Annotated in this window: 23 protein-coding genes; 9 read left to right on the plus strand and 14 right to left on the minus strand. The window is 65.9% G+C overall.

Annotated features, from left to right (window positions below; genetic code table 11):
* Nucleotides 1-992: M20 aminoacylase family protein (locus tag RT697_RS03310; protein ID WP_313696986.1), on the plus strand; the 992-nt coding region annotated here is incomplete at its 5' end.
* Between the two features lie 58 nt (nt 993-1,050).
* Nucleotides 1,051-2,022 carry a tripartite tricarboxylate transporter substrate binding protein gene (locus RT697_RS03315; RefSeq protein WP_313696987.1) on the plus strand — a complete coding sequence of 324 codons (972 nt, stop codon included), beginning with the start codon at nt 1,051-1,053 and terminating at the stop codon, nt 2,020-2,022.
* 153 nt (nt 2,023-2,175) lie between these two features.
* Here RT697_RS03315 and RT697_RS03320 read toward each other — a convergent pair whose 3' ends face one another.
* A complete protein-coding gene (locus tag RT697_RS03320; protein WP_312433748.1) occupies nt 2,176-2,508 on the minus strand; it encodes a YnfA family protein in 333 nt (110 codons plus the stop codon).
* 5 nt (nt 2,509-2,513) lie between these two features.
* The gene (locus tag RT697_RS03325) at nt 2,514-2,894 is read right to left on the minus strand and encodes a MerR family transcriptional regulator (protein WP_175185536.1); all 381 of its coding nucleotides are present in this window, start codon (nt 2,892-2,894) and stop codon (nt 2,514-2,516) included.
* Nucleotides 2,895-2,967: 73 nt separating this feature from the next.
* Between RT697_RS03325 and RT697_RS03330 the strand changes: the two genes are divergently transcribed.
* Entirely contained in the window at nt 2,968-4,035 is a 1,068-nt protein-coding gene (locus RT697_RS03330) for an MBL fold metallo-hydrolase (protein ID WP_313696988.1), read from the plus strand.
* 104 nt (nt 4,036-4,139) lie between these two features.
* On the opposite strand, the gene RT697_RS03335 is transcribed toward RT697_RS03330, so the two are convergent.
* Complete coding sequence (locus RT697_RS03335) at nt 4,140-4,766, minus strand: LysE family translocator (protein WP_105236880.1); 627 nt, start codon at nt 4,764-4,766, stop codon at nt 4,140-4,142.
* 105 nt (nt 4,767-4,871) lie between these two features.
* Here RT697_RS03335 and RT697_RS03340 point away from each other — a divergent pair, with 105 nt between their 5' ends.
* Together RT697_RS03340 and metC are read left to right on the plus strand one after the other, a co-directional pair.
* Nucleotides 4,872-5,591 (plus strand): nitroreductase, encoded by a 720-nt coding sequence (locus RT697_RS03340; RefSeq protein WP_313696989.1) that lies wholly within the window; start codon nt 4,872-4,874, stop codon nt 5,589-5,591.
* A gap of 426 nt (nt 5,592-6,017) precedes the next feature.
* The gene (gene metC, locus RT697_RS03345; RefSeq protein WP_313696990.1) at nt 6,018-7,211 is read left to right on the plus strand and encodes a cystathionine beta-lyase; all 1,194 of its coding nucleotides are present in this window, start codon (nt 6,018-6,020) and stop codon (nt 7,209-7,211) included.
* An 89-nt stretch (nt 7,212-7,300) separates the two neighbouring features.
* Here the strand turns inward: metC and RT697_RS03350 are convergent, their stop codons facing one another.
* From RT697_RS03350 to argS, 3 genes are all read right to left on the minus strand, one after another.
* Nucleotides 7,301-7,933 carry a thiol:disulfide interchange protein DsbA/DsbL gene (locus tag RT697_RS03350; protein WP_056565750.1) on the minus strand — a complete coding sequence of 211 codons (633 nt, stop codon included), beginning with the start codon at nt 7,931-7,933 and terminating at the stop codon, nt 7,301-7,303.
* A 79-nt stretch (nt 7,934-8,012) separates the two neighbouring features.
* A complete protein-coding gene (locus RT697_RS03355; RefSeq protein ID WP_313696991.1) occupies nt 8,013-8,729 on the minus strand; it encodes an SPOR domain-containing protein in 717 nt (238 codons plus the stop codon).
* A 9-nt stretch (nt 8,730-8,738) separates the two neighbouring features.
* Nucleotides 8,739-10,424, minus strand: coding sequence for an arginine--tRNA ligase (gene argS, locus RT697_RS03360; RefSeq protein WP_313696992.1), 1,686 nt, complete (start codon nt 10,422-10,424; stop codon nt 8,739-8,741).
* A gap of 265 nt (nt 10,425-10,689) precedes the next feature.
* On the opposite strand from argS, the gene RT697_RS03365 reads away from it, so the two are divergent.
* Together RT697_RS03365 and RT697_RS03370 are read left to right on the plus strand one after the other, a co-directional pair.
* Nucleotides 10,690-11,037, plus strand: a complete 348-nt coding sequence (locus tag RT697_RS03365; RefSeq protein WP_313696993.1) for a DUF1840 domain-containing protein — start codon at nt 10,690-10,692, stop codon at nt 11,035-11,037.
* Nucleotides 11,038-11,120: 83 nt separating this feature from the next.
* On the plus strand, nt 11,121-11,438 hold the full coding sequence (locus RT697_RS03370; protein WP_105236886.1) for a hypothetical protein: 318 nt from the start codon (nt 11,121-11,123) through the stop codon (nt 11,436-11,438).
* Nucleotides 11,439-11,521: 83 nt separating this feature from the next.
* Here the strand turns inward: RT697_RS03370 and RT697_RS03375 are convergent, their stop codons facing one another.
* The 6 genes from RT697_RS03375 to RT697_RS03400 form a co-directional block, all read right to left on the minus strand.
* Nucleotides 11,522-12,322 (minus strand): carbohydrate ABC transporter permease, encoded by an 801-nt coding sequence (locus RT697_RS03375; protein ID WP_056565737.1) that lies wholly within the window; start codon nt 12,320-12,322, stop codon nt 11,522-11,524.
* Nucleotides 12,319-13,194 (minus strand): carbohydrate ABC transporter permease, encoded by an 876-nt coding sequence (locus RT697_RS03380; protein ID WP_105236887.1) that lies wholly within the window; start codon nt 13,192-13,194, stop codon nt 12,319-12,321. The genes RT697_RS03375 and RT697_RS03380 overlap by 4 nt, the downstream gene beginning before the upstream one ends.
* Before the next feature lie 16 nt (nt 13,195-13,210).
* On the minus strand, nt 13,211-14,506 hold the full coding sequence (locus RT697_RS03385; protein ID WP_105236888.1) for an ABC transporter substrate-binding protein: 1,296 nt from the start codon (nt 14,504-14,506) through the stop codon (nt 13,211-13,213).
* 34 nt (nt 14,507-14,540) lie between these two features.
* Nucleotides 14,541-15,596 (minus strand): ABC transporter ATP-binding protein, encoded by a 1,056-nt coding sequence (locus RT697_RS03390; RefSeq protein WP_313696994.1) that lies wholly within the window; start codon nt 15,594-15,596, stop codon nt 14,541-14,543.
* Nucleotides 15,597-15,711: 115 nt separating this feature from the next.
* Nucleotides 15,712-16,509 carry a phosphodiesterase gene (locus tag RT697_RS03395; protein WP_313696995.1) on the minus strand — a complete coding sequence of 266 codons (798 nt, stop codon included), beginning with the start codon at nt 16,507-16,509 and terminating at the stop codon, nt 15,712-15,714.
* A gap of 45 nt (nt 16,510-16,554) precedes the next feature.
* A complete protein-coding gene (locus RT697_RS03400; RefSeq protein ID WP_313696996.1) occupies nt 16,555-17,568 on the minus strand; it encodes a LacI family DNA-binding transcriptional regulator in 1,014 nt (337 codons plus the stop codon).
* A 317-nt stretch (nt 17,569-17,885) separates the two neighbouring features.
* On the opposite strand from RT697_RS03400, the gene RT697_RS03405 reads away from it, so the two are divergent.
* Nucleotides 17,886-19,214, plus strand: a complete 1,329-nt coding sequence (locus tag RT697_RS03405) for an amidase (RefSeq protein WP_313696997.1) — start codon at nt 17,886-17,888, stop codon at nt 19,212-19,214.
* Between the two features lie 348 nt (nt 19,215-19,562).
* Here the strand turns inward: RT697_RS03405 and leuA are convergent, their stop codons facing one another.
* Entirely contained in the window at nt 19,563-21,272 is a 1,710-nt protein-coding gene (gene leuA, locus RT697_RS03410) for a 2-isopropylmalate synthase (protein ID WP_313696998.1), read from the minus strand.
* A gap of 472 nt (nt 21,273-21,744) precedes the next feature.
* Nucleotides 21,745-22,386, minus strand: coding sequence for a hypothetical protein (locus tag RT697_RS03415; RefSeq protein ID WP_313696999.1), 642 nt, complete (start codon nt 22,384-22,386; stop codon nt 21,745-21,747).
* Here RT697_RS03415 and rpoN point away from each other — a divergent pair.
* Entirely contained in the window at nt 22,385-23,836 is a 1,452-nt protein-coding gene (rpoN, locus tag RT697_RS03420; protein WP_313697000.1) for an RNA polymerase factor sigma-54, read from the plus strand. The genes RT697_RS03415 and rpoN overlap by 2 nt on opposite strands.
* Nucleotides 23,837-23,873 lie beyond the last annotated feature (37 nt).

A 23,873-nucleotide genomic window follows, 5' to 3' on the forward strand; every position in this document is an offset into this window, starting at 1 on the left:
CGTCGGACCGGGCCATCATGCTGCGCGCCGACATGGACGCGCTGCCCATGCAGGAAGAAAACCAGTTCGAACACCGCTCGCGCCATGACGGCAAGATGCACGGCTGCGGCCACGACGGTCACACCGCGATGCTGCTGGCTGCGGCGCAGCATTTGCAGACGGCGGGCGGTTTCGACGGCACCGTCTACCTGTGCTTTCAGCCGGCCGAGGAAGGCGGCGCGGGCGGCCGCGCGATGATCCAGGATGGCCTGTTCACCCGCTTTCCGTGCGAGGCGGTCTTTGGCATGCACAACTGGCCGGGCCTGCCGGCGGGCGCGTTCGGCGTCTGTGCCGGCCCGATGATGGCGGCGGCCAACGGCTTCAAGATCACCGTCAAGGGCAAAGGCGGCCACGCCGCCGCGCCGCAGGACTGCAATGACCCGGTGCCGGCGCTCTTTGCCATCGGCCAGTCGCTGCAGACGATCCTGACGCGCAGCAAGCGTCCGCTGGATGCGGCGGTGCTGTCGATCACGCAGGTGCAGGCAGGCGGCAGCGTCATCAACGTGATTCCCAACACGGCGTGGCTGGGCGGGTCGGTGCGCGCGTACAGCACAGATGTGGTGGACCTGATCGAGCGGCGCATGCAGGAAATTGCACCCAGCATCGCCGCGGCGCATGGCTGCGAGGCCGAGGTGTACTTCGAGCGCCGCTACCCGGCGCTGGTCAACACCGTGGCCGAGACGGAATTCTGCATGGGCGTGATGCGCGAGGTCGTGGGCGAGGACCGCGCACTCACCATCGAACCGGCCATGGCGTCCGAGGACTTTGCCTTCCTGTTGCAGGAAAAGCCGGGGTGCTACGTGTTCCTGGGCAACGGCGACGGCGAGCATCGCATGGCGGGCCACGGCCTGGGTCCGTGCATGCTGCACAACGCCAGCTATGACTTCAATGATTCCTTGATTCCGGCGGGGGCGTCGTACTGGGTTCGCCTGGCGCAACGCTACCTTGCCTGATGTGCTTTTCCGCAGTCCGTTTCACCAACGCAGTGCTACGCAACATCACCAGGACGATATGAAAAAGAAGACATTGCTGATCAAGGCCGCGGGGGCGGCCCTGGCAATCATGGCTAGCGGCGCGATGGCGCAGAGCTGGCCGGCCAAGCCCGTTACCGTGGTCGTGCCCTACACGGCCGGCGGCAGCGCCGATGCAATCGCGCGCCGGTTGGGCGACGCGCTGCGCAAGGAAGCGAACATCACGGTCATCGTGGAAAACAAGCCGGGCGCGGGCGCTTCGGTGGGCACGGACTATGTGGCGCGCGCGCAGCCGGACGGCACCACGCTGCTGCTGGCCTCGACCAGCCCGCTGACGATCTTTCCGCATCTGGCCAAGACCAATTACGACCCGATGAAGGACCTGACGCCGGTGGCCAGCGTGGCCGTGGCGCCGGTCGCCATCGTGGCGACCAAGGCGTTGCCGGTGAAGGATTTTGCGGGCCTGGTGGAATACGCCAAGTCGCATCCAGAAGGCGTGCGCTACGGCACGCCGGGCCAGGGCACGGTCGCGCATATCGGCATGGCGGCGGTCACGTCGCAGACCGGCACCAAGATGCTGCACGTGCCGTATCGAGGCAACAGCCAGGCGCTGACCGACGGCCTGGGCGGCGTGGTGGAACTGCTGGTGGTCAACAGCGACGTCGTGCTGCCGCACGTGGCCAACGGCGCGCTGAAACCGCTGGCGGTGATGGCGCCACAACGCCTGGCCGCGTGGCCCGACGTGCCGACGATGGCCGAACTGAAGCTGCCGCAGGCGCAGTACTACTCGAACTTCGGCATCTTCGCGCCGGCCAATCTGCCGCCCACGGTGTCGCAGCCGTTGCAGGCTGCGTTGGCCAAGGCGGTGGCCAGCGCCGAGTTTCAGGAACTGCTGGCAAAGTCGTTCCTGCAGCCGGGCACGGCGTCAGGCGAGGCCTTCGCAAAACAGGTGCAGGCCGAGTTCGCGAACAACGGCCGCCTTATCAAGGAAGGGAACATCAAGGCGGAGTGATCGGCGGGTTTGTTGTGGCGTTTCCGCGCGGCGGGGTCAATCTGCTGCGGGATTCGCCGACAGGCAGCCGGCGTCAAAAGATGGGCATCAATGCAAAGCGCGCGGTCCTTTACGGGAACGCGCGCTTTTTCTTTGCCCGTCCAGCCGGCCGGTTCAGGTCCCGCGCGGCCCGAACATGATCACCAGCATGCCAGCGATGCACAGGCCCACGCCGATCCAGTCGCTCGCGCTGGGCCGCACGCCGTCCACCGCCCACAGCCATAGCAGCGCCATGCCGATGTAGACGCCGCCATACGCCGCATAGACCCGGCCAGACGCCGTGGGGTGCAGCGTCAGCAGCCAGGCGAACAGCGCGAGGCTCAGCGCGGCGGGCGCCAGCAGCCAGATGGAATGGCCCTTGCGCAGCCACAGATAAGGCAGATAGCAGCCGATGATTTCGGCAAGCGCGGTCAGGACGAATAGCCCGATGGTTTGAAAAACAGCCATGCGGACTACGGCTTCTGCGCCAGCAGGACGCGGCACTGGCGTTCCTGTTCGCTGATTTCCTGCAGGGTGTCGTCGATGTCGCGGCGCTGCTGCTCGAGCGTGACGCGATGCTGTTCCAGCACGGACAGGTATTGGCGCAACTGCACGTCGGTGTCGCCGGGGCCGTCGTACATGTCGATCAGCGTCAGGATCTCGGACAGTTGCAGGCCCAGCCGTTTGCCGCGCAACGCCAGTTTCAGGCGCGTGCGGTCGCGCGGTCCGAAGATGCGGTTGCGGCCCTCGCGCGCCGGGCTGACGATCCCCTGGTCTTCGTAGAAGCGGATCGTGCGGGGCGTGACGTCGAACTCGCGGGCGAGCTCGGAGATGGTCCAGGTTGACGAGGGCATGCGACGTGTGGCAGTTTACGTAAACGTAAATTATGATGACTTGGCGTGATCGTCAAGCGTGGAGCGAGAGGCAATGAACCCCAACGAACAGAAGCTTCAGTATCCCTGGGCCGATTTCCAGCCCGAGGCCGGCCGCGCGCATGTGGTGGCGGAGGGCGTCAAATGGATCCGGATGCCGCTGCCGTTCGCGCTGGATCATATCAACCTCTGGCTGCTGCGCGACAACATCGACGGGCAGGACGGCTGGACGGTCGTCGACTGCGGCATTTCGCGCGACGAAGTGAAGACGCTGTGGGAAGACGTGTTCAAGAACGAGCTGGACGGCCTACCCGTGCTGCGCGTGCTGGTGACCCACATGCATCCGGACCACATCGGCCTGGCCTACTGGCTGTGCGAGCGCTGGAACGCGCGGCTGTGGATGACGATGACGGATTACATGGTGGCGTCGCTGTGGTCGTCGCGCCGCACTGATGCCGGCGCGGGACCGGGCGGCCAATCGGCGGTTGAACACTTCGCCCGCCACGGGCTGACGGACCCGGACGCGCAGGAACAGATCCGTCAGCGCGCCAGCTATTTCCCGAACCTGGTGCCTGCAGTGCCGTCGCGCTATACGCGCATCATGGACGGCGATCAGGTGCGCATCGGCGGGCGCGACTGGCGCGTCATCGTGGGCTATGGTCATGCGCCGGAACACGCGTCGCTGTTCTCGCCCGATCTGGGCGTGCTGATTTCCGGCGACATGGTGCTGCCGCGCATTTCCACCAACGTGAGCGTGTTCGATTACGAACCCGACGCGAATCCCCTGCCGTTGTATCTGCGGTCGCTTCATGGCTATGACGGCCTGCCCCGCGACACGCTGGTGCTGCCGTCGCACGGCCGCCCGTTCAAGGGTCTGCACGAGCGCATCACGCAGCAACACGAGCATCACCGGGATCGGCTGGCCGAGGTGCTGGAAGCCTGTGCCGTGAAGCCGCAATCGACGTCCGACATCGTGCCGGTGCTGTTCAAGCGCAAGCTGGATCTGCATCAGCTGACATTCGCGATGGGCGAGGCGCTGGCGCATCTGCATGCGCTGTACTTCGAAGGCAAGCTGACGCGCGCGCAGGATGCCGATGGCATCGTGCGGTTCAAGGCGGCTTGATTTGGGGGCGATGGCAGTCGGCGATGCGTGTTCGTTGCTCGCGTCCGGCTGCTTGAGTCCCGTTGTTTGTTTCCTGCGATTGGCGTGCGGCGCTGGCGCGGCGTCTAGCGGGAAGCCGTCGCCAGCCTGACCGCCAGCCCGACGAACACCAGCGCGGCAATGCGGTTCAGCCAGCGCTTGGCCGTGACCGAGCGCTGCAGCAGCTCACCAAATGCGCCCGAGAAGAACGCGATCGCGCCGAACACCAGCAGCGTCGACACGATGAACACCGCGCCCAGTTGCATGGTCTGCACGCCTACCGATCCCAGTCGTGGTGACGTGAATTGCGGCAGGAAGGCGAAGAAGAACAGCAGCACCTTGGGATTGGTGAGGTTCATGACGATGCCGCGGCGGTACAACGCGCCGGGCCGCATGGGTTCGGGACGCTTGCCGTCTTCGGATTCGACGGGGGCGCGCAGGATCTGCCAAGCCAGATACGCCAAGTAGGCCGCGCCGGCCAGCTTGAGCACCGTGAACGCGACGGGCGACGCGGCGAAAACCGCAGCCAGCCCGACCGCCACGGCGGCCGTATGTCCGAGCAGACCGGTGCACAACCCCAGCACCACGAACATGCCCGCCTTGCGTCCCCAGATGGCGGACTGCATCAGCACGAAGAGATTGTCCGGCCCGGGCGTCAGCGCCAGCAGCACGGCAATGCCAAAGAATGCGATGAGGGTGTCGAGGGGCAGCATGGACTCTCTTCGGTAACGGACCAGCGGACAGCGTCGCCCGGACGGCGGCGGACAGCAAGTGGCATGATAAGGGCAAAGCCGACCACGACAGGAGACAGACCGATCATGACCGTTGCCGCTCAGACCGCCAATAACACCCATAACGCCAACGACGCCCTGCCCGATGCCGCGCTCGAGGACTGGCTGCTTGCCCGCCACAGCTGCCGCGCCTTTCTGCCGAAGCCCGTCCCCCGCGCTACCATCGAACGCATCCTGACCCTGGCACAGCGCACGGCGTCCTGGTGCAACTGCCAGCCGTGGCAGGTGGCGATCACCGAGGGCGACGGCACGCAACGGTTGCGCGACGCACTGGAGCGCCGCGCGCAGGTCGAGGGCTTCAAGCCCGACTTCCCGTTTCCGCGCGAATACCGCGACGAATACCTGGCCCGCCGTCGCGAATCCGGTTTCCAGCTGTACGGCGCCGTCGGCGTGCCGCGCGGCGACCGCGAGGCTTACCGGCGTCAGGAGATGCGTAACTTCGCGCTCTTTGACGCGCCGCACGTCGCGATCATCACGACCGACGAGGCGCTGGGCGAATACGGCGCGATGGATTGCGGCGGGTATGTCGCCAATTTTCTGCTTGCGGCGCAGGCCAATGGCGTGGCGACCGTGGCGCAGGCATCGCTGGCGATGTATCCCGAGGTTTTGCGCAAGGTGCTGGGCATTGGAGCCGGCCGGCGGGTGGTCTGCGGGATCTCGTTCGGCTTCGAGGATTCGGCGCATCCGGCCAACAGCTACCGCACCCAGCGCGCGGAATTGTCCGAGACGGTGACGTGGATCGGCTGAAGACGATATGGGCGGGGGCGTTTCAGGCTTTTGCAGGGGCGTTCTTCTGGCCGGTGTCAGACACCCGCGTGGCACCGCGTCGGGCTGAAGGCCATTTCTTAGGGTGTCAGACACCTACGCTGCGTGGCGTTCTTGTGCCGGTGTTCGACCTCTGCGCTGCATGGCGTCCTTGTGCCCGGTGTCCGACTCTTGCCGCGTTGCTGCCGACCTAGGTGTCTGACACCCGTTAAGACGCTGCTGCAGGCTGACGCTCATCTCCCTCGGGTGTCAGACACCGGCCACAGCGCCCGCGTCTGACACCTGCAAGTGCCGTCGCCATCGTCGCCCGGCGCGCGGATTTGTCCGAGACGGCCGAGTGGATCCGCTGAAATTCCCGCCGCGTCCTGATATGGTTTGATTTCCCCGGTTTTGTCGCACCCCAACAAGATGCCTACCAAACACATCGATACGGTTCTCCAGCACGCGGGCACCGCCCCGTTCAACCCCGAGACCGGCACGGCGCCGGTGCCGCTGCCGCCCATGCGGGCCAGCACGGTGCGCTTTGCCAACATCGCCGCGCTGGAAAACGCGCAGCGCAGCAAGGCGGCGGGCGGCCGCGCGTCCACTTACGGGCGCATGGGCATGGACACCCACGCCGCGCTGGAAGAGGTCTTCACGCAGCTGGAAGGCGGCACGCATTGCTACCTGGCGTCCTCCGGCTTGTCGGCCATGACGATGGTGATGATGGCGCTGTGCTCCGCGGGCGATCACGCGCTGATCTCCGACAGCGTGTACGGCCCGATGCGCGAGCTGGACGATGCGGTGCTCAAGCGCATGAACATCGAGATCACGTACTTTGCCGCCAGCGAAGATGTCGACGCGCTGGTGCGGCCCAACACCAAGCTGCTGTACGTGGAATCGCCCGGATCGCTGCTGTTCGAGATGCTGGACATGGGCGCCATGGCCGCCATCGCGCAGCGTCACGGATTGGTGCTGGCCACCGACAACACCTGGGGTTCCGGCTACATCTACCGCCCGCTGACGCTGGGCGCGCAGGTCTCGGTCATTGCCGGCACCAAGTACGTGGGCGGGCACTCCGATCTGATGCTGGGGGCGGTGGTCACCAACGACGAGGGCATCGCCCGCAAGCTGAACCGCACGCAATATGCGATGGGTTACTCCATCAGCGCCGACGACGCGTGGCTGGCGCTGCGCGGCGTGCGCACCATGCCCATCCGCATGGCGCAGCATGCGCGACACGCCATGCAGGTGTGCGAGTTCCTGGATTCGCGTCCCGAGACCGTGCGCCTCTTCCATCCGGCCTGGCCCAAGGATCCCGGCCATGAGTTGTGGCAGCGCGACTGCACGGGCTCGAACGGCATGCTGTCGGCGGAACTGGCCCTGTCCCCGGCCGCCGCGCGCCGCTTTGTCGATGCGCTGACGCTCTTTGGCATCGGGTTCTCGTGGGGCGGCTATGAAAGCCTGGTGCAGCTCGTGTCGCCCAAGGATCTGTCCAAGCACGGCTATTGGGGCGAAGGCGAGAACCCTGTCGTGCGCCTGCACATCGGGCTGGAATCGCCGGAGGACATCATTGCGGACCTGACGCAGGCTCTTGAGCAGGCGGCGGCCGTCAAGGACTGAAGCCAGGCGGCACCGCTGGACCAAGCCTGAAACAAAAACGCCCCGGCCTGAAAAGGCTCGGGGCGTTTGCCATTCGGGTCTTGCGCGGATTACTTCGCGCGCGCCATCGGAATCAGCGCGTTGACTTCCTTCAGCGCGCCTTCGTAGCTGTTGCCCGCCATGACCGGCGAGGTCATGAACTTGCCACCCACGGCAAACGACGGGGTGCCTTCGATGCGATAGGCCTCGGCAAGCTGGTTGGCGCGCTGCACCTGGGTCTGCACGCTGAACGAATCGAACACCGAGTCGAACTTGGCGCGGTCCACGCCCTGGGTCGCAATCCACTCACCCATGGCCTTCTTGTCGAACAGGCGCTTGTGCTCGCCGTGGATGGCCGTGAAGACCTTCGGGTGCAGGTCGGGACGGTCCAGCGCCAGCAGCGTGTAATACAGCTGTTGCAGCGGCTTCATGCCGGCGTTGAAGGCGATGGGAACCTGCTTGAGCACGACGTCGGACGGCGCGGTCTTGGCCCAGTCCTCGACCATGGGTTCCATGGCGGCGCAGTGCGGGCAGGTGTAGGCGAAGAATTCCAGGACCTCGACCTTGCCCGGGGTGTCCGACGGCAGCGGCGGGTTGATCGGCACGTACTGCTGGGCGCCTTGCGCGTGGCTGGCCGGGCTGAAGAACGCCGTGGCGGTCAGCGCGGCGGCTGCCAGGATGCGGATGAGCTTGGGGGACAGCATGGGTGAGGTTCCTGAATAAAAGGCTACAGACAGGCCCGGGGCCGGATTAGTTCAATGCAAAACGATCCGCCGCGTAGCGCTATTGGCGCACGACGGCGGTCTCGATCTTGTTCTCGCCCAGGCGGCCGCGCGCCCGGTTCATGTCGTCCAGGCGGGCAAACGGACCGACGCGGACGCGATTGATGGGCTTGCCGTTGAGTTCGGCTTTCTGCACCGCGACGGGCAGGCCCAGCAGGATGATGCGCGCCTTGAGCGATTCGGCGTCGTTCTCGCCACGGAAGGCGCCGGCTTGCAGGTAGTACGTGCCGGTGGCGGCGGGCGCGGACGGCTTGGCGGCTGCCGTCGCCGCGGGGGCGGCCTTGGAGATGGGAGTGGGCGCGGACGCCGTGGCGGGGGGCGCCGACGGCGCAGCAGCCGGCGCACGGGAGGTCGGCAGCGTGGCGATCAGCGCGCCCAGGTCGTCCAGCTTGGCGGGCGTTTCGTCGCCCTTGCCCGGCGCGCCCGCGCCCGGCAGCGGGGCCGGCGCGGTGGCGGTGGGACCGGTGGGCGGCGCGCCTGCGGCCCCGTCGCGGCCGTACAGGCCGGCATTGGGATCCGGCGCCGAGCGCGGATCGGGCAGCTTGCCCGTATCGCCCTGGCGGCTGGCCCGGTCCACGAAGGGAACGGGCGCCTTGGTGACATAGAACGCGACGACGGCGGCGACGATCAGCCCGATCAGCAGACCGGCCAGCGCCCCGTACAGGGTGCTGCCGCTTTCGCCGGAGGAACGGCTGGAGGATTTGCGCTTGGTTGCCATGAACCGATGTTACATCCGCTCGGGCGCGGAAACGCCCAACAGCGCGAGGCCGTTGGCCAGCACCTGGCGGGTCGTGGCGGCCAGGCGCAGGCGGGCCAGCTTCACGGCGGTGTCGTCGACCAGCACGCGCTCGGCGTTGTACCAGCCATGGAAGTCCGACGCGCAGTCGCGCAGCCAGAACGCGATGTGGTGCGGCGACAGATCCTGAGCGGCCAGCGCCACCACTTGCGGGAACTCGGCCAGGCGCTGCATCAGCGCGAATTCGGTCGGCGCGGTCAGTAGCGAGGCGTCGGCCTGGGCCACGTCGGCGGCCGGCATGCCCGCGTTGTTGATGACTGAGCAGATGCGCGCGTGGGCGTACTGGATGTAATAGACGGGGTTCTCGTCGCTCTTGGACAGGGCCAGGTCCACGTCGAACACGAATTCCGTGTCGGCGCGGCGCTGGATCAGGAAGTAGCGGACGGCGTCGCGGCCGACCCAGTCGATCAGGTCGCGCATGGTGACGTAGCTGCCGGCGCGCTTGGAGATCTTGACCTCTTCGCCGCCGCGCATCACCTTGACCATCTTGTGCAGCACGTAGGACGGGTAGTCCTTCGGGATGCCCTCTTCCAGCGCCTGCAGGCCGGCGCGCACGCGGGCCACGGTGCCGTGATGGTCGCTGCCCTGGATGTTCACGGCGCGATGGAAGCCGCGCTCCCATTTGGCCTTGTGGTAGGCGACGTCAGGGACGAAATAGGTGTAGCCGCCCTCGCTCTTGCGCATGACGCGGTCTTTGTCGTCGCCCGTGCCCAGTTCGGTGGTGCGCAGCCACAGCGCGCCGCCTTCCTCGTACGTGTGGCCGCCGGCGACCAGCGCCTTGACCGTCGCTTCGACGCGGCCGGACGTGTAGAGCGAGCTTTCCAGGTAGTAATTGTCGAACGCCAGGCCAAAGGCCTGCAGGTCCAGGTCCTGCTCGCGGCGCAGATAGGCCACGGCAAAGACGCGGATGTCGTCCAGGTTGTCGATGTTGCCCGTGGCGGTGACGGGCTCGCCGTCGGACGCCTGGATGGTCTTGCCTTCCTGGAAGTCGCGGGCGATGTCGGCGATGTAGTCGCCCTTGTAGCCGTCTTCGGGCCAGTCCGGCGATTCCGTGGTCAGGCCACGCGCGCGGGCCTGCACGCTGATTGCCAGGTTATGGATCTGGTTGCCGGCGTCGTTGTAATAGAACTCGCGGGTGACGTCCCAGCCGACGGCGTCGTACAGGCGGCACAGCGCGTCGCCCAGCGCGGCCTGGCGGGCATGGCCCACGTGCAGCGGGCCGGTGGGATTGGCCGACACGAATTCGACCAAGATCTTTTCACCCAGGCGCGCGGCGCGTCCGTAGGTGTCGCCCTGCTCGGCCACTGCTGCGATCACCGCCTGGCGGGCCGCCGGGGTGATGCGCAGGTTGATGAAGCCGGGGCCGGCCACTTCGGCGCTCTCGACCAGCGCGGCGGCGTCGGGATTGGCCATCACGGCGTCGACGATGCCCTGGGCCAGTTCGCGGGGATTGCGGCGCGCCGGCTTGGCCAGCTGCATGGCCACGTTGGTGGCGACGTCGCCGTGGGCGGCAACCTTGGGGCGCTCCAGCAGCACATTGGGCTGGGCGTCGGGCAGGCTTTGCGCGACGGCGGCCTGGATCAGGGAGATAAGCTGTTTTTGTTGCTCGAGGAGCATGGGCGTCTGGCGTGGTTCTGAGTGAGTGACGAGGGCGGCACGGCGCTTGCGGCCTGCCGGCAATCCGTGCCGCGCCCGCAGGCTGGCTTCCGGGTCCGTCCGGCGGGGGCCGGTAAGCCGTTGCGCGTTGCGCAGGCAGGGCCGGCGCGGCGCCTGCTGTCACGGGAAACCCCTGAATCATAGTTGATTTGAGGGCGCCAGTTGGCATCATGGGGGCGTTGGGGTAGTGTACGAAGCTAAGGTTATCAATGTAGGAGACCGGAATATGCTGATCACTTTTCACTCCAAGGTCGTGGCCGAAGTCCTGATGCTGACCGACCACGCCGGCGCCCTGTTGCAGGCGGCAGGCAAGCCGGTCGGCGACAAGATCCCCGAGCGCGGCGTCTTCACCGTGGAGCAGCTTGGTCCGGCCATCAGTGGCATCGAACGCGCGATCGACGAGTACCAGCACGCCCACGAGAGCCCGGACGAGGAAGACGAGGACAAGGCGCCCGTCGCACCGATGGCGCGCGCCGTGGGCCTGAAGGAACGGGCCTTCCCCCTGCTGGACATGATGCGCCAGTCGCAGGCCGCGGGCGCCGAGGTCACCTGGGAAGTTTCGCGGGGCTGGTAGGAATATGTCGCTGGACGGACAATCTGTCCGGCGTTTTTTGCCTACCCTGTTGGCCTGACGCCCTCTGACGGAGCCCAAATCCCATGCGTAGCGACATCACCATCGTTTTCGACCCCCGGCGTTCGCTGGACCTTTCCGCGAACGTCGAAACCTCTCCGCAACGCCAGGCCGATGCGCGCGACTGGTTTGACAGCGCCTGGGAAACCCTGGGCTGCGAGCCGCTGCGGCCCAGCGGCAAGGTCCTGCTGCTGGACAAGGTGCTGGGCGTGGCCGATGCGCTGGGCTACGACACCCTGTCCACCGACGAAAAGGAAGCCCGCGAGTTCGCCGAGCACCTGGCGCTGGCGCTGGAGCGTCCGCGCATCACGGTGGACTTGCCGGGGCTGACCGTGGGATATTGACCCCCTTCGCCTGCCTTCAGACGTACCAAACCCCGCCTAGGCGGGGTTTTTGTTGCGGCGCGATGGGGCGGAACCGCCCGATCCTATCGGATCCCCGCCCGCATGAACGACTGGACGAACTGGCGCTGGAACAGCAGGAACGCGATCAGCAGCGGCGCGGCGGACATCAGCGTCGCGGCGGTGATCACGGACCAGTCGATGCCCTGGTCGGTGGACGAGAACACCTGCAGCCCCACCGTCAGCGGCCGGGATTCGACCGAATTGGTGATGATCAGCGGCCACAGGAAGTTGTTCCAGTGGTGGCTGACCGACACCAGCCCGTAGGCCACGTAGATGGGCTTGGCCAGCGGCACGTAGACCTTCCAGAGGATCTGCAACGCGTTCGCGCCTTCCATGCGGGCCGCCTCTTCCAGTTCGCGCGGGACCGTCTTGAAGGTCTGGCGCAACAGGAAGATGCCGAAGGCCGAGGCAAAGTACGGCAAGCCGATCGCGAACACCGTGTCGCGCACGCCGAGCAGGCTCATCGACCGGTAGTTTTCCACCAGCAGCACGTCGGGCATGATCATCAGCTGTAGCAACACCAGCATGAAGACGAAATCGCGGCCGCGGAACTCGAAGCGCGCGAACGCATAGCCCGCCAGCGTCGACAGCACGAGCTGCGCGGCCAGCACCATCGTGACCAGCACGAACGTGTTCAGGAAGTAGCGCGGAAATGGCGCCGCGTTCCAGGCGCGCACGAAGTTGTCGAGCGTCAGCGGCGCGAAGAGATCGAAGCGGGTCGCGTAGGCCGGCGGATGGAACGCCGCCCACATCGCATAGGCCAGCGGCAGGATCCACAACAGGCCAAGCGCCCACGCGCCCAGGGTATCGAGCTTGTCTTTCATTGGTAGTGCGTCCTGCGGTCCAGCCAGCGGAACTTGATCAGCGCGGTCAGCGCCAGCACCACCAGCAACACGACGGTCAGGGTGGCGGCGTAGGCCGTGTCCCAGAAGCTGAATCCCACCTGGTAGATGTAATAGAGCAGCAAGGTGCTGGCGTTGTCCGGCCCGCCGCGCGTCATGACGACCACGTGGTCGACCAGCCGGAACGCGTTGATCAGCGCATTGATCAGCACGAAGAGCGTCGTGGGCATCAGCAGCGGCCACAGGATGCGGCGGAAATACTGCCAGCGCGAGGCGCCTTCCAGCATGGCCGCTTCACGCAGCGACGGCGATACCGTCTGCAGCGCCGCCAGATAGAAGATCATGAAGAAACCGGCCTCTTTCCACACGGTCACCAGCATCAGGGCGGGCAGCGCGGTCTCGCGGTTGCCCAGCCAGTTGGGACCCGCCGCGCCGAACCAGCCCATCACCTGCGCGATCAGCCCGTACTGCGGCGTGTAGAAGAACAGCCAGATGTTTGCGACGGCCACCATCGGCAGCACGGTCGGCGTGAAGTACGCCATGCGCAGGAACCCGCGTCCGGCGAGATTGCGGTTGACCCACAGCGCCATGATCAGCGCGATGCCGATCGAAGTGGGAATGGTGCCCAGCGCAAACCACAGGTTGTTCCACAGCGACTGCCAGAACACGGGGTCGTCGCGCATGACCGCGTAGTTGTCCAGCCCGACGAAGCGGGCCGGGCGCGCGCCCTTTGGGGTCGAGAAAAAGCTGTGCCAAAGCGTCGCCACCGCCGGGTAATGCGTGAAGGCGGCGAGCAGCACGATGGCTGGCAGCAGAAGCAGCCAGCCATAAAGCGCATTCAAAGAGCGGCTCATCGTGCGTGCGGTCGGTTTACTTGTAGGAACGCAGTATGCGATCGGACTCGCGCTGTGCGTCGGTCAGGGCCTGCTGCGGCGTCTTCGAACCCGTCAGCGCCGCTTGCAGGGCGTCGTTCAGGGTTTTGGTGACGCGCTGGTTCTCGTGCGTGGAGAATTCGGCCACGCTGACTTCCAGCTGGTCGCGCGCGACCGTGGCGGCCGGAACTTCCTGCGCGTACTTCTTCATCTTCTCGGTCTGCCAGGCAGCCGGCGTCACGGCCACGTAGCCCGTGGCGATGCTCCAGTCCGCGGCACGCTCGGGCGTCGTGGCCCATTGCGCGAACTTCAGCGCCGCCGCCTGCTGCTCCGGCGTGCCGCTCTTGAAGATGTAGAAGTTGCCGCCGCCGGTGGGGCTGCCGCCGCGCTTTTGCTGCGGCATCATCGCCACGCCGAACGGGAAGTCGGCGTTCTTGCGGATGTTGGTCAGGTTGCCGGTGGTGGTCCACACCATGGCCGCCTTCTTTTCCAGGAAGTCCTTGGGCGTGGTGCCCCAATCGATCGTGCCGGTCGGCATGATCTTGTGCTTGGCCGACAGGTCGCGCCAGAACTGCGCGGCTTCGACCACCGCCGGCTTGTCCAGGTAGACCTCGTTGCCCGCTTCGTTCATCAGGATCGCGCCGTTGGGCGTGGTCAGCGCCTGGAACAGCCAGTACGCAAACGCGCCGCCCGACGGGATTTCGATGCCCCACTGCGTCGTGTTGCCCGAGGCGTCCTGCTTGGTCAGCTTCTTGCCGTACTCAACCAGCTCGGCCCAGGTCTTGGGCGGCTTTTCGGGATCCAGGCCGGCGGCCTTGAAGAGATCCTTGTTGTAGTACATGACGATCGTCGAACGCTGGAACGGCACGCCCCAGGTGTGGCCGCCGGAGCGGCTGTTCTGCATGAAGGCGTCATAGAAACCGCCCAGCCACTTCTTGTCGGCGTCGGTCTTGGCCAGGCCGTCGATCGGGACGATGGCGTCCTCGTCGATCAGCGTGAACATGTCGGTGGACAGCAGCACGGCCAGTTGCGGCGGGGTGCCGCCCTTGAGCGCGGTCAGCGCCTTGGCGATGGAGTCCTGGTACGAACCGGCGTAGATCGGCTTGATCTTGATGTTGGGATTTTCCTTCTGGAAATCCGTCACCATGTCGTCGACGATCTTGGTGATCGGGCCGCCGACGGCGACCGGGTAATAGAACTCGACCTCGACGGGCTTGTTCTGCGCCTGCACAGGCAGAGAAAGGCAGGCGGCGGCCAGGCTGGCGGCCAGGGTCTTGAGTACGATGCGTCGCATGGGATGTTCCTTTCCTGTGTGTGGGCTATTTTCTCTAGCGCCCGTCGGTGTTGATGACCGCCGAATCGGCGGCGAAGAAATGCTGTTGCCCGTCTGGCCAGGACAGGCGCAGCGACTCGCCTGCGCTTGCGCGCAGATGGCCGCCGACCCGGACGGCCACGCCGCCCGTGTCGCCGATGCGGCACACCACGATGGAGTCCGCGCCGAAGTACTCAACGCTTTCGACGGTGGCCGCGATGCCGTCGCCGTCGATGCGTATGTGTTCAGGCCGCACGCCCAGCTTCACGGCGCCCGCGGGCGCATTCGCGATGGCGGGGCCTTGCGTGCCGGCGATCACGGTGGCGCCTGATTGCTGCGTCAGATTGATCAGGTTCATGGGCGGCGTGCCGATGAAGCGCGCCGCGAACTCGCTGGCCGGACGCGCATACAGGCCATCGGGCGTGTCGTGCTGTTCGATCTGGCCGCCACGCAGCAGCACCACCTGATCGGCCATGCTCATGGCCTCGGTCTGATCGTGCGTGACGTAGACCATGGTGATGCCCAGGCTTTGCTGCAGCGCGCGGATCTCGCGGCGCATTTCGTGGCGCAGCTGTGCGTCCAGGTTGGAAAGGGGTTCGTCCATCAGGCAGACCGGCGCTTCGGAAATCACGGCGCGGCCCAGCGCCACACGCTGCTGCTGGCCGCCGGACAGTTGCGACGGCTTGCGGTCCAGGAGGTGGGACAGGCCCAGCAGGTCGGCCACGCGCTTCAAGCGCCGGTCGAAGTCTTTAGCCGGTTCCTTGCGCACCTTCAGGCCGAACAGGATGTTTTCGCGCACCGACAGGTGAGGAAACAGCGCATACGACTGGAACACCATCGAGATGCGGCGCTTGGCCGGTGGCAGTTGCGTGACGTCGCGGTCGCCGATGCGGATGGTGCCGGACGTGGGCGTATCCAGGCCGGCGATCATGCGCAGCGTCGTCGACTTGCCGCAACCGGACGGACCCAGCAGAACGGTGAAGCTGCCGGCCGGAACCGTGAAGCTCACGCCTTGGATCGCCGCCGCGCCGGCGTACTGTTTGGTGAGGTTATCCAGAACGATGGATGACATGCTGTCTCGAAGATCTAATTGTTAGATCCGCATTGTTGCCTGTTATGAAAACCTTTTCATTGTGCAGCGCAAACATGACGGATATGTGGCAATGCGTGGGTTCCCCGCGCCGGTTTCAACCAAAGGGATACGGGCCGGGGTAATCCCCGATGACGGCGTGATGCGTGACCAGGTTGCCGCCCTGCCACCAATGCAACTGATAACCGGGCGGTTCCATGATGTATTGCAGCGTCGGGCGCGGACCGAGTTCCAGCGCAAGCTGGTGCGCGGTGCCGGGACAGGTCGATGCGATCGTGCCGCCAAAGCGCTGGAAGATCGTGCGATGCAGGTGGCCGCACAACACGCGCTCCACGTTCGGATAGCGGGCGACGATGCGTTCCAGTTCCGGCGCGCCGGCCAAAAGGCCGATGTCGTCCATGTGTTCGATGCCCGTCAGGAACGGCGGGTGATGCATCAGGACCAGCGTGGGCCGGCCGGGCTGTTCGGCCAGGCGCTCTGCCAGCCAGTCCAGGCGCGTCTGGCAGAGTTCGCCATGGCTTTTCATCGGCACCACGGTGTCCAGCGCCAGCATGCGCAGCGGATAGGTCTCGATGGCGTACTGCACGAATTGACCGCCATCCTGCAGGTACGCGTGGTCGGGAAACGCGGCGCGCAGCTGGGCGCGGTCGTCGTGGTTGCCGGGCAGCAGGAAGTACGGAATCTCCAGCGCCTGCAGGTGCTCGCGCAGCGTCTGGTATTCGATGGGCTTGCCCAGGTCCGTCAGGTCGCCGGTGATCAGCACGCAGTCGGGGCGCGGCGTCAGGACATTGAGGGCGCGCACGGCCGGCGCCAGGAACGCGGCCGGATCGATGATGCCGTAGGCCTTGTCCCCCGGGGTGCGCATGTGAAGGTCGGTGATCTGTGCGATGAGCATGGCGCGTAGGAATCTGGAAGGTTGTCGGATTGGGGCGCGGTCGGGCTAGCGGCGAACGGACGCCGCGGTGCCGCCTACGACGATGCAATGCGGCAGGCGGATGGATTGCGGCGGCTGGCCATGGATCTGCGCCAGCAGGTTCGAGCACGCCGTCTGGCCGATGCCGTCGCTGGGTTGCGCGACGGTGGTCAGCGGCGGCGTCAGCAACGCGCCAAAGCGCATGCCGTCAAAACCGCACACCGAGATGTCGGCCGGCACCGACAGCCCCAGTCCCACCAGGTCGGCGATGACGGCCGTGGCCAGCAGATCGTTGGAGCAGAAGAGCGCCGTGGGGGCTTGCTTGCCGCGCAACGCGGCCTTCAAGGCGTCCACGTCGCTGCCCGTGTGCGAACTCATGGCGATGTGCTGGATCGCGTCCAGACCCAGCTTCTTGGCGCTGGCGCGGGCGCCCATCAGGCGACGGCGCGCGCGGTCCGAGGCGGTCAGCGGGCCGGTCACCAGCGCGATGCGCTTGTGACCCATCGCGGCCAGGTGCGCCACCATGTCGCTTGCCGCGGCGCGATTGTCGACCGACGCAAAGGGATGATCGTTGGACTCGTTGTAGACCAGCACGTAAGGGATGCCGCTGCCGTCCAGATCGTCCAGCGTGGCGCTCTTGCTGACGTCGGCCACGGTCAGGATCAAGCCATCGACCTGATGGTCGATCAGGCCCTGCACCGCAGCCGATTCGACCGCGGGGTCGTAGCCGGTGGCGGTCAGCATGACGCTGTACCCCGATTCACGGGCGCGGCGTTCGGCGCCTTCGAAGCACTCGGCGAATACGGGATTCGATAGCGTGGGCAGGATCAGCCCGATGGTGCGCGTGCTGCCCGAACGCAGGCTGCGGCCCACGCGGTTGGGGCGAAATCCCGCGCGCTTGGCGATGTTGCGGATGTGCGCCAGCGTGTCGGGATGCACGATCTCCGGCTGGTTGAACGCGCGCGACACCGTCGCCGGCGAGACCCCCGCCTTGCGAGCCACTTCGATGATGGAAAAGCGGGGCGACGGGCGCGTAGCCATTGATGAATCGCTGCTAATTTGCTGAAAACGATTTCACTTTACTTGAGGAATATGAACTTTGTATTGCAGGGGTTTGCGCTATGCTGATGCGAACGCAACAACACAAAGCCATGGCGCAGCGCGTTTTTCGCGGAAGGCCCGTTCTTTCGGTGTTTTTCCCAATTGACGCAACACGCACAATGGCAAGGTCGGTTTGCCGGGCATGACGCTTGCTTTCTCAAGCAGGTCGCCACGCCGGGCATACCCTCGGTCAAGGGGACCGGGTGCGCAGTATGTTTTTCCGCGCTCGTCGCGGCACCGGCAAAGAGGAAAGAATCATGTCTACTGCCTTGAACAGACTGGGCGCGGTCGAAGCCGCGCGCAAGCTGCAACGGCGCGAACTGACCGCAGTGCAATTGGTGCGCGCCTGCTTCGCGCGCATCGAACAGCGCGAGAACACCGTCCATGCGTGGACGGCCCTGCAGAAGCAGGCCGCGCTGGATCAGGCCGAAACCCTCGACCGCGGCGCGCTGCGCGGTCCGCTCCACGGCCTGCCCATCGGCGTGAAAGACCTGTTCGACACGGTCGATCTGCCCACCCGCTACGGTTCCCCCATCTACGACCGCCATCGTCCCGGACTGGACGCCGCCTCGGTGGCGCTGTGCCGCGGCGCGGGCGCCATCGTCATCGGCAAGACCGTCACCACCGAATTCGCCACCTATCAGGCCGGCCCCACACGCAATCCCCGCAACGAGGCCTACACGCCCGGCGGGTCGTCCAGCGGCTCGGCGGCCGCGGTGGCCGACGACATGGTGCCTTTTGCGCTCGGCTCGCAGACGGCCGGGTCCATCATCCGGCCGGCGTCCTATTGCGGCGTGGTCGGCTACAAGCCCACGTTCGGCGGGATCTCCCGCGCCGGCGTGAAAAGCCTGGCCGAATCGCTGGACACGGTGGGCGGATTCGCGCGCTCGGTGGAAGACGTGGCGCTGTTCTCGTCGGTCCTGATGCGGGATCCGCGCATGCTGGATCTGTCCTATCACGACGCGCCGCGCGTGGGCATGTACCGCAGCCTGCAATGGCGCCACGCGCAGCCCGAAACCAAGGAAGCCTTCGCGCAGGCCGCAGCGATTCTGTCGCGCGCGGGCGCCAAGGTCGAAGAGGTGCCGCTGCCGCCGGAGCATTGCGTGCTGGTCCAGCTGCATTCGGACATCATGGCGTTCGAGGCCTCGCAGGCGCTTGCATACGAACGCGTCGAACATGCCGCGCAACTCAGTCCCAAGCTGCAGGCCATTTTGGAATCCGGCGCGCAGATCAGTGCGGAACAGCACATCAAGAAGCTGGCGCGCGCGGCCGAATCGCGTGCGCGCGTCGACGCGTGGTTCCAGCAGTACGACGTGCTGATTGCGCCCAGCGCCAGCGGCGAAGCGCCCTTCGCCGACCTGGGCACGGGCGATCCGCAATTCTCGCGCGCGTGGACACTCTTCGGCCTGCCTTGCCTGAACCTGCCGTTCGCGACCGGCCCGCAGGGCCTGCCGGTGGGATTGCAGCTCGTTGGCGCGCGGCATGAGGACCATCGCCTGCTCGCCCTCGGCGCGTGGATCCATGCGCGCCTGCTGGCGGCGAATGCGCCAGACATCGGCGCGTCCGACATGTGGCCGCGCGGCTGAGTTCACGGCTTCTGGCGTGGGACGGTGTCAGACACCCAGGCAAGAAGATCTTCAGCGCGTGACAGCGGATCATTGGGTGTCAGACACCTAGGCCGAGCGCGTGATAGCTATTCGAGTGGTGTCAGACACCCAGGCCGGCCTCCACTTCAAGGTGTCTGACACCCAACAGAAGAGGCCGCCAAGCTGAAAAAGGCGCGACATGGGTGTCTGACACCTTGCGATGTGCAGATGCATGGGCGTCTGACACCTTGCCCTGCAAACAAGGATCGCCCGCAATGAAAAAGCCCGCCGGATAAGGCGGGCTTCATTTCGTGCCCCGTTGTCGGGGGCCTCAGGCCTGGCCGTGGATCACACGGCTTCGGCGGCTTCCTGTTCGGCGGTGACGGCGCCGGAATTGATGTGGCGGTTCACGGCGCTCAGCACGGCCTGGAACGAGGCCGTCACGATGTCGCGGTCGATGCCCACGCCAAAGCCCGTGGCGGATTCGCCGACGCGCAGTTCGACATAGGACGCGGCGCGCGTGCCGGTGCCGGTGCCGATGGCGTGCTCGTGGTAGTCCATGATGCGAACCGGCACATCCAGCGCGGCCACGAAGGCGGAAATCGCGCCGTCGCCCTTGCCGCTCACGATGCGGCGTTCGCCGTTGAATTCAAGTTCGGCTTCGATGCTGAAGTGCTGGCCTTCGCCGGCCGACGGATCGCCGTCGATGCGATGGCGGATCAGCTTCCACGGCGCCTTCTGCTCGAGGTATTCGCGATTGAAGATCGTGTGCACGTCGTCGGCGGTCACTTCGCGGCCCGTCTCGTCCGTGACGCGCTGGATGGCGCGGCTGAATTCGATCTGAAGGCGGCGCGGCAACACCAGGCCGTGTTCCTGCTCGAGCAGGTACGACACGCCACCCTTGCCCGATTGGCTGTTCACACGGATCACGGCGTCGTAGCTGCGGCCGAGGTCGGCGGGGTCGATCGGCAAGTACGGCACTTCCCAGACGGCGTCGGCCTTTTGCAACGCAAAGCCCTTCTTGATCGCGTCCTGGTGCGAACCGGAGAACGCCGTGAAGACCAGGTCGCCCGCGTACGGATGGCGCGGATGGACCGGCAACTGGTTGCAGTATTCGGCACAGCGGCGGACTTCGTCGATGTCCGAGAAATCCAGGCCGGGATGCACGCCTTGCGTGTAGAGGTTCAATGCGAGCGTGACGAGGTCGACGTTGCCGGTGCGCTCGCCGCTGCCGAACAGGCAGCCTTCGATGCGGTCGGCGCCGGCCATCACGGCAAACTCGGCGGCGGCAACGGCGGTGCCGCGGTCATTATGCGGATGGACGCTGAGCACGATGCTGTCGCGGCGGGCCAGGTTCTTGTGCATCCACTCGATCTGGTCGGCGTACAGATTGGGCGTGGTCGCCTCGATGGTGGCGGGCAGGTTCAACACCATCTTGTTGTCGGGCGTGGGCTGCCAGACTTCGGCGACGGCATCCGACACTTCCAGCGCGAATTCGGGTTCGGTCGTGCTGAAGACTTCGGGCGAGTACTCGTAGCCCCACTTGGTCTCGGGACGCTGCGACGTGTACTGCTTGATGAGGCGCGTGCCGGTGGTGGCGATGTTCTTGATCTCGTCCTTGGACATGTTGAACACGACCTTGCGGAAGGCCGGTGCGCACGCGTTGTACATGTGGACGATCGCTTGCTTGGCGCCCGCGGCAGCTTCCACAGTGCGGCTGATCAGGTCTTCGCGCGACTGGGTCAGCACGATGATGGTCACGTCATCGGGAATGCGCTTCTCGTCGATGAGCTTGCGCACGAAGTCGAAGTCGGTCTGCGACGCGGACGGGAAACCGACTTCGATTTCCTTGAAACCGATCTTCACGAGCTGTTCGAAGAAGCGGACCTTGCGTTCCACGCTCATCGGCTCGATCAGCGCCTGGTTGCCGTCGCGCAGGTCCGTGCTCATCCAGATCGGCGCCTTGGTAATGCGGCGGCTGGGCCAGGTGCGTTCGGAGAAATCGCGGGCAAAGGGCGCGAAGGGGACGTATTTGGTGGCGGGGTTGGCAAGCATCATCACTACACCTCGATCGGTTTCTTGTGAATCCCGGCGCATTATGCGCTCGTCGGCATCGCAACCGGATGACGGTCTTGTGCCAGGGTTTGCCGGGATGGCCGGCAGGATTCAGAGATAAAAGGGGGAAATCGCGTGTGGCAAACGTGGCTGCCGAGCTACCACGGGGACACTAGGCCCGGCAACCGATCGGTAGCAATAGCGATAGCGCGATGAAGGAGGATTGAACGCGCAGGCCGGCGACCGGAGCGGCGGAGCGTCCGGTGGCAATCGCGAGGGAGGTGCGGTGTGCGGCCATGGGGTGCTAGTCAAACACACTTTTCCGGGAAGCGCAAACGGAAATAGCAAGGGACGGATCAGCTCGCGGTCCTTTCCGTTGATCGCCCGGCAGGCGTTTTGAAGCGGCAAGGCCGTCTCGCGGCGGTCAAACGATAAGGCCGCCTTGCGGCGGCCTTGTAGCAGTGCTGGGCGCGGCCTAGCGGGCCGGGCCGATGCGGGGTTCGACGTAGCGCGGTTCGCGCGGGGTGTCGGTGCGGCGGACGTCGTCACGGCGGCCATCGTCACGCGGATCACGGGTGGGACGGTTGGCGCCCGCTTCCAGGATCCGGGCCTGCTCGGCCACCATGTCGATCTTGCCGATGCGGTTGTGGCGCAATTCCGACAACGAGCGGCGAAGGTCGCCGACGGTGAAGGGTTCCTGCCGATCGCCCCAGGTCCAGCGCAGCACGCCCAGCGATTCTTCAGACAGGTTGGGCGCCAGTTCGGCTAGCGTCTCCGTGCCGACCGGCGTCGCGGCGCCCGAGGCCAGGCTGGCGGAGAACCAGGCGCGCACCGAGAAGAAGACGATCAGGGTCCAGATGCCGGCAACCACCCACCAGAGGTAGGGATTGATCCGCTGCGCCATGTCCTGGGTGGGCTGGCCCAGCGTGTGCAGGAAGTCGTAGTTCATGCGCTTGCCGAAATCGAGTATCCAGGAGGCAACCAGATACCAGACAACGATCGCGACAGCGATAACGATCGCGCGCAAAACGAGTCGGGGAAGCGCCAGTTTGAGCAGGGTCTGTCCGATCAGTCGGCAGTCCTGGCGAACGCTTGCGGGCGAAGTCAGATTCATCATGCAAAATATTGTACCTATGACCCGTCCAATTTTAGAACTGCGGCCTGGCCAGCACCTGACGCTGACCCCACAACTTCAGCAATCGATCCGGTTGCTGCAGCTGTCGACGCTCGACCTTGAAGCGGAAATCTCGCAAGTGCTGGCGGAAAATCCCCTGCTGGACCGGGAGGACGAGCCGTCGTCGGCCGAGGCGGAGTCGCGGTCCGAGTCCGAGCGCGAATCCTCCGTGCAGGACGACGAGCCGGCGGCCGAGCGCGAGACGCCCATCGACGAAATGCCGGGTTCGGGCGGCGTGTACCCCGATGACGACGCCAGCCTGCCCGAGGCGGCGCGTCCGGACACCTTGCGCGAGCACCTGCTGGGCCAGCTTGCCTTGACCCGGGCGGCCCCGCGCGATGTCGCGCTGGCGTCCCTGTTGATCGACGAACTGGACGAAAACGGCTATCTCGGATCGCCGCTGGACGAGATCCTGGGTTGGCTCCCGGCCGAAATGGAGCCGGACTTGGACGAGCTGCGCGCGGCGCTGTCGCTGCTGCAGTCGTTCGATCCCGTGGGCATTGGCGCGCGCGACATGGCCGAGTGCCTTCAGCTTCAGTTGCGCAATCCCGATCTCAGCCGGCTGTCCGAGGCAGCCGATCCCGCCGTTCTGGCCTGTGCGCGGCGGATCTGCGCCGAGCACCTGCCGCTGTTGGCGACCGGCAACGCCGCGCGCGTGTGCGCGGCGCTCGGCTGCGACGAGCCCACATTCCGCGCGGCGCATGCATTGATCCTGCGTCTGGAGCCCCGCCCCGGACGGGCGTGGACCGTGCCGGCGGCCGAGTATGCCGTGCCGGACGTCATCGTGCGCAAGACCCGGCGCGGCTGGCAGGCCACGCTCAACAGCGCCGCGGTGCCGCGGCTGCAGATCAACGGCCTGTACGCGCAGATGCTGGGCAACCAGAAGGAGTCCGCGCACGCCGGGCTGCAAGCCCAATTGCAGCAGGCCAAATGGATGATCCGGAACGTGGAGCAGCGTTTCGACACCATCCTGCGCGTGTCGCAGGCCATCGTCGAACGCCAGACCGCCTTCTTCAGCCAGGGTCCGGCGGCCATGCGCCCGCTGATCCTGAAAGACATCGCCGGCGAACTCGGCTTGCACGAATCGACCATTTCGCGCGCCACAACGCAGAAGTACATGCTCACTCCGTTTGGCACGCTGGAGCTCAAGCGATTCTTCGGCACTGGCGTTTCGACCGAAGGCGGCGACGCCACGTCGGCGACCGCGGTGCAGACCTACATCCGCCAGATGGTGGCCGACGAGAACCGCGCCAAGCCGTTGTCGGACAGCCAGATCATGCAAAAACTGGCCGATCAGGGGATAGTGATCGCCCGTCGGACAGTGGCAAAGTACCGCGAAGCGCTGCGGATTGCCCCGGCCGCGCTGCGCAAGGCGCAAGCCGCAGCGCGTTGAAATAAGGGACAAGCTTAGGCAAAATTGTCCCTATTTT

The sequence above is a fragment of the Achromobacter sp. genome (assembly GCF_032113835.1).
In the GTDB taxonomy this organism is placed as follows: domain Bacteria; phylum Pseudomonadota; class Gammaproteobacteria; order Burkholderiales; family Burkholderiaceae_B; genus Achromobacter.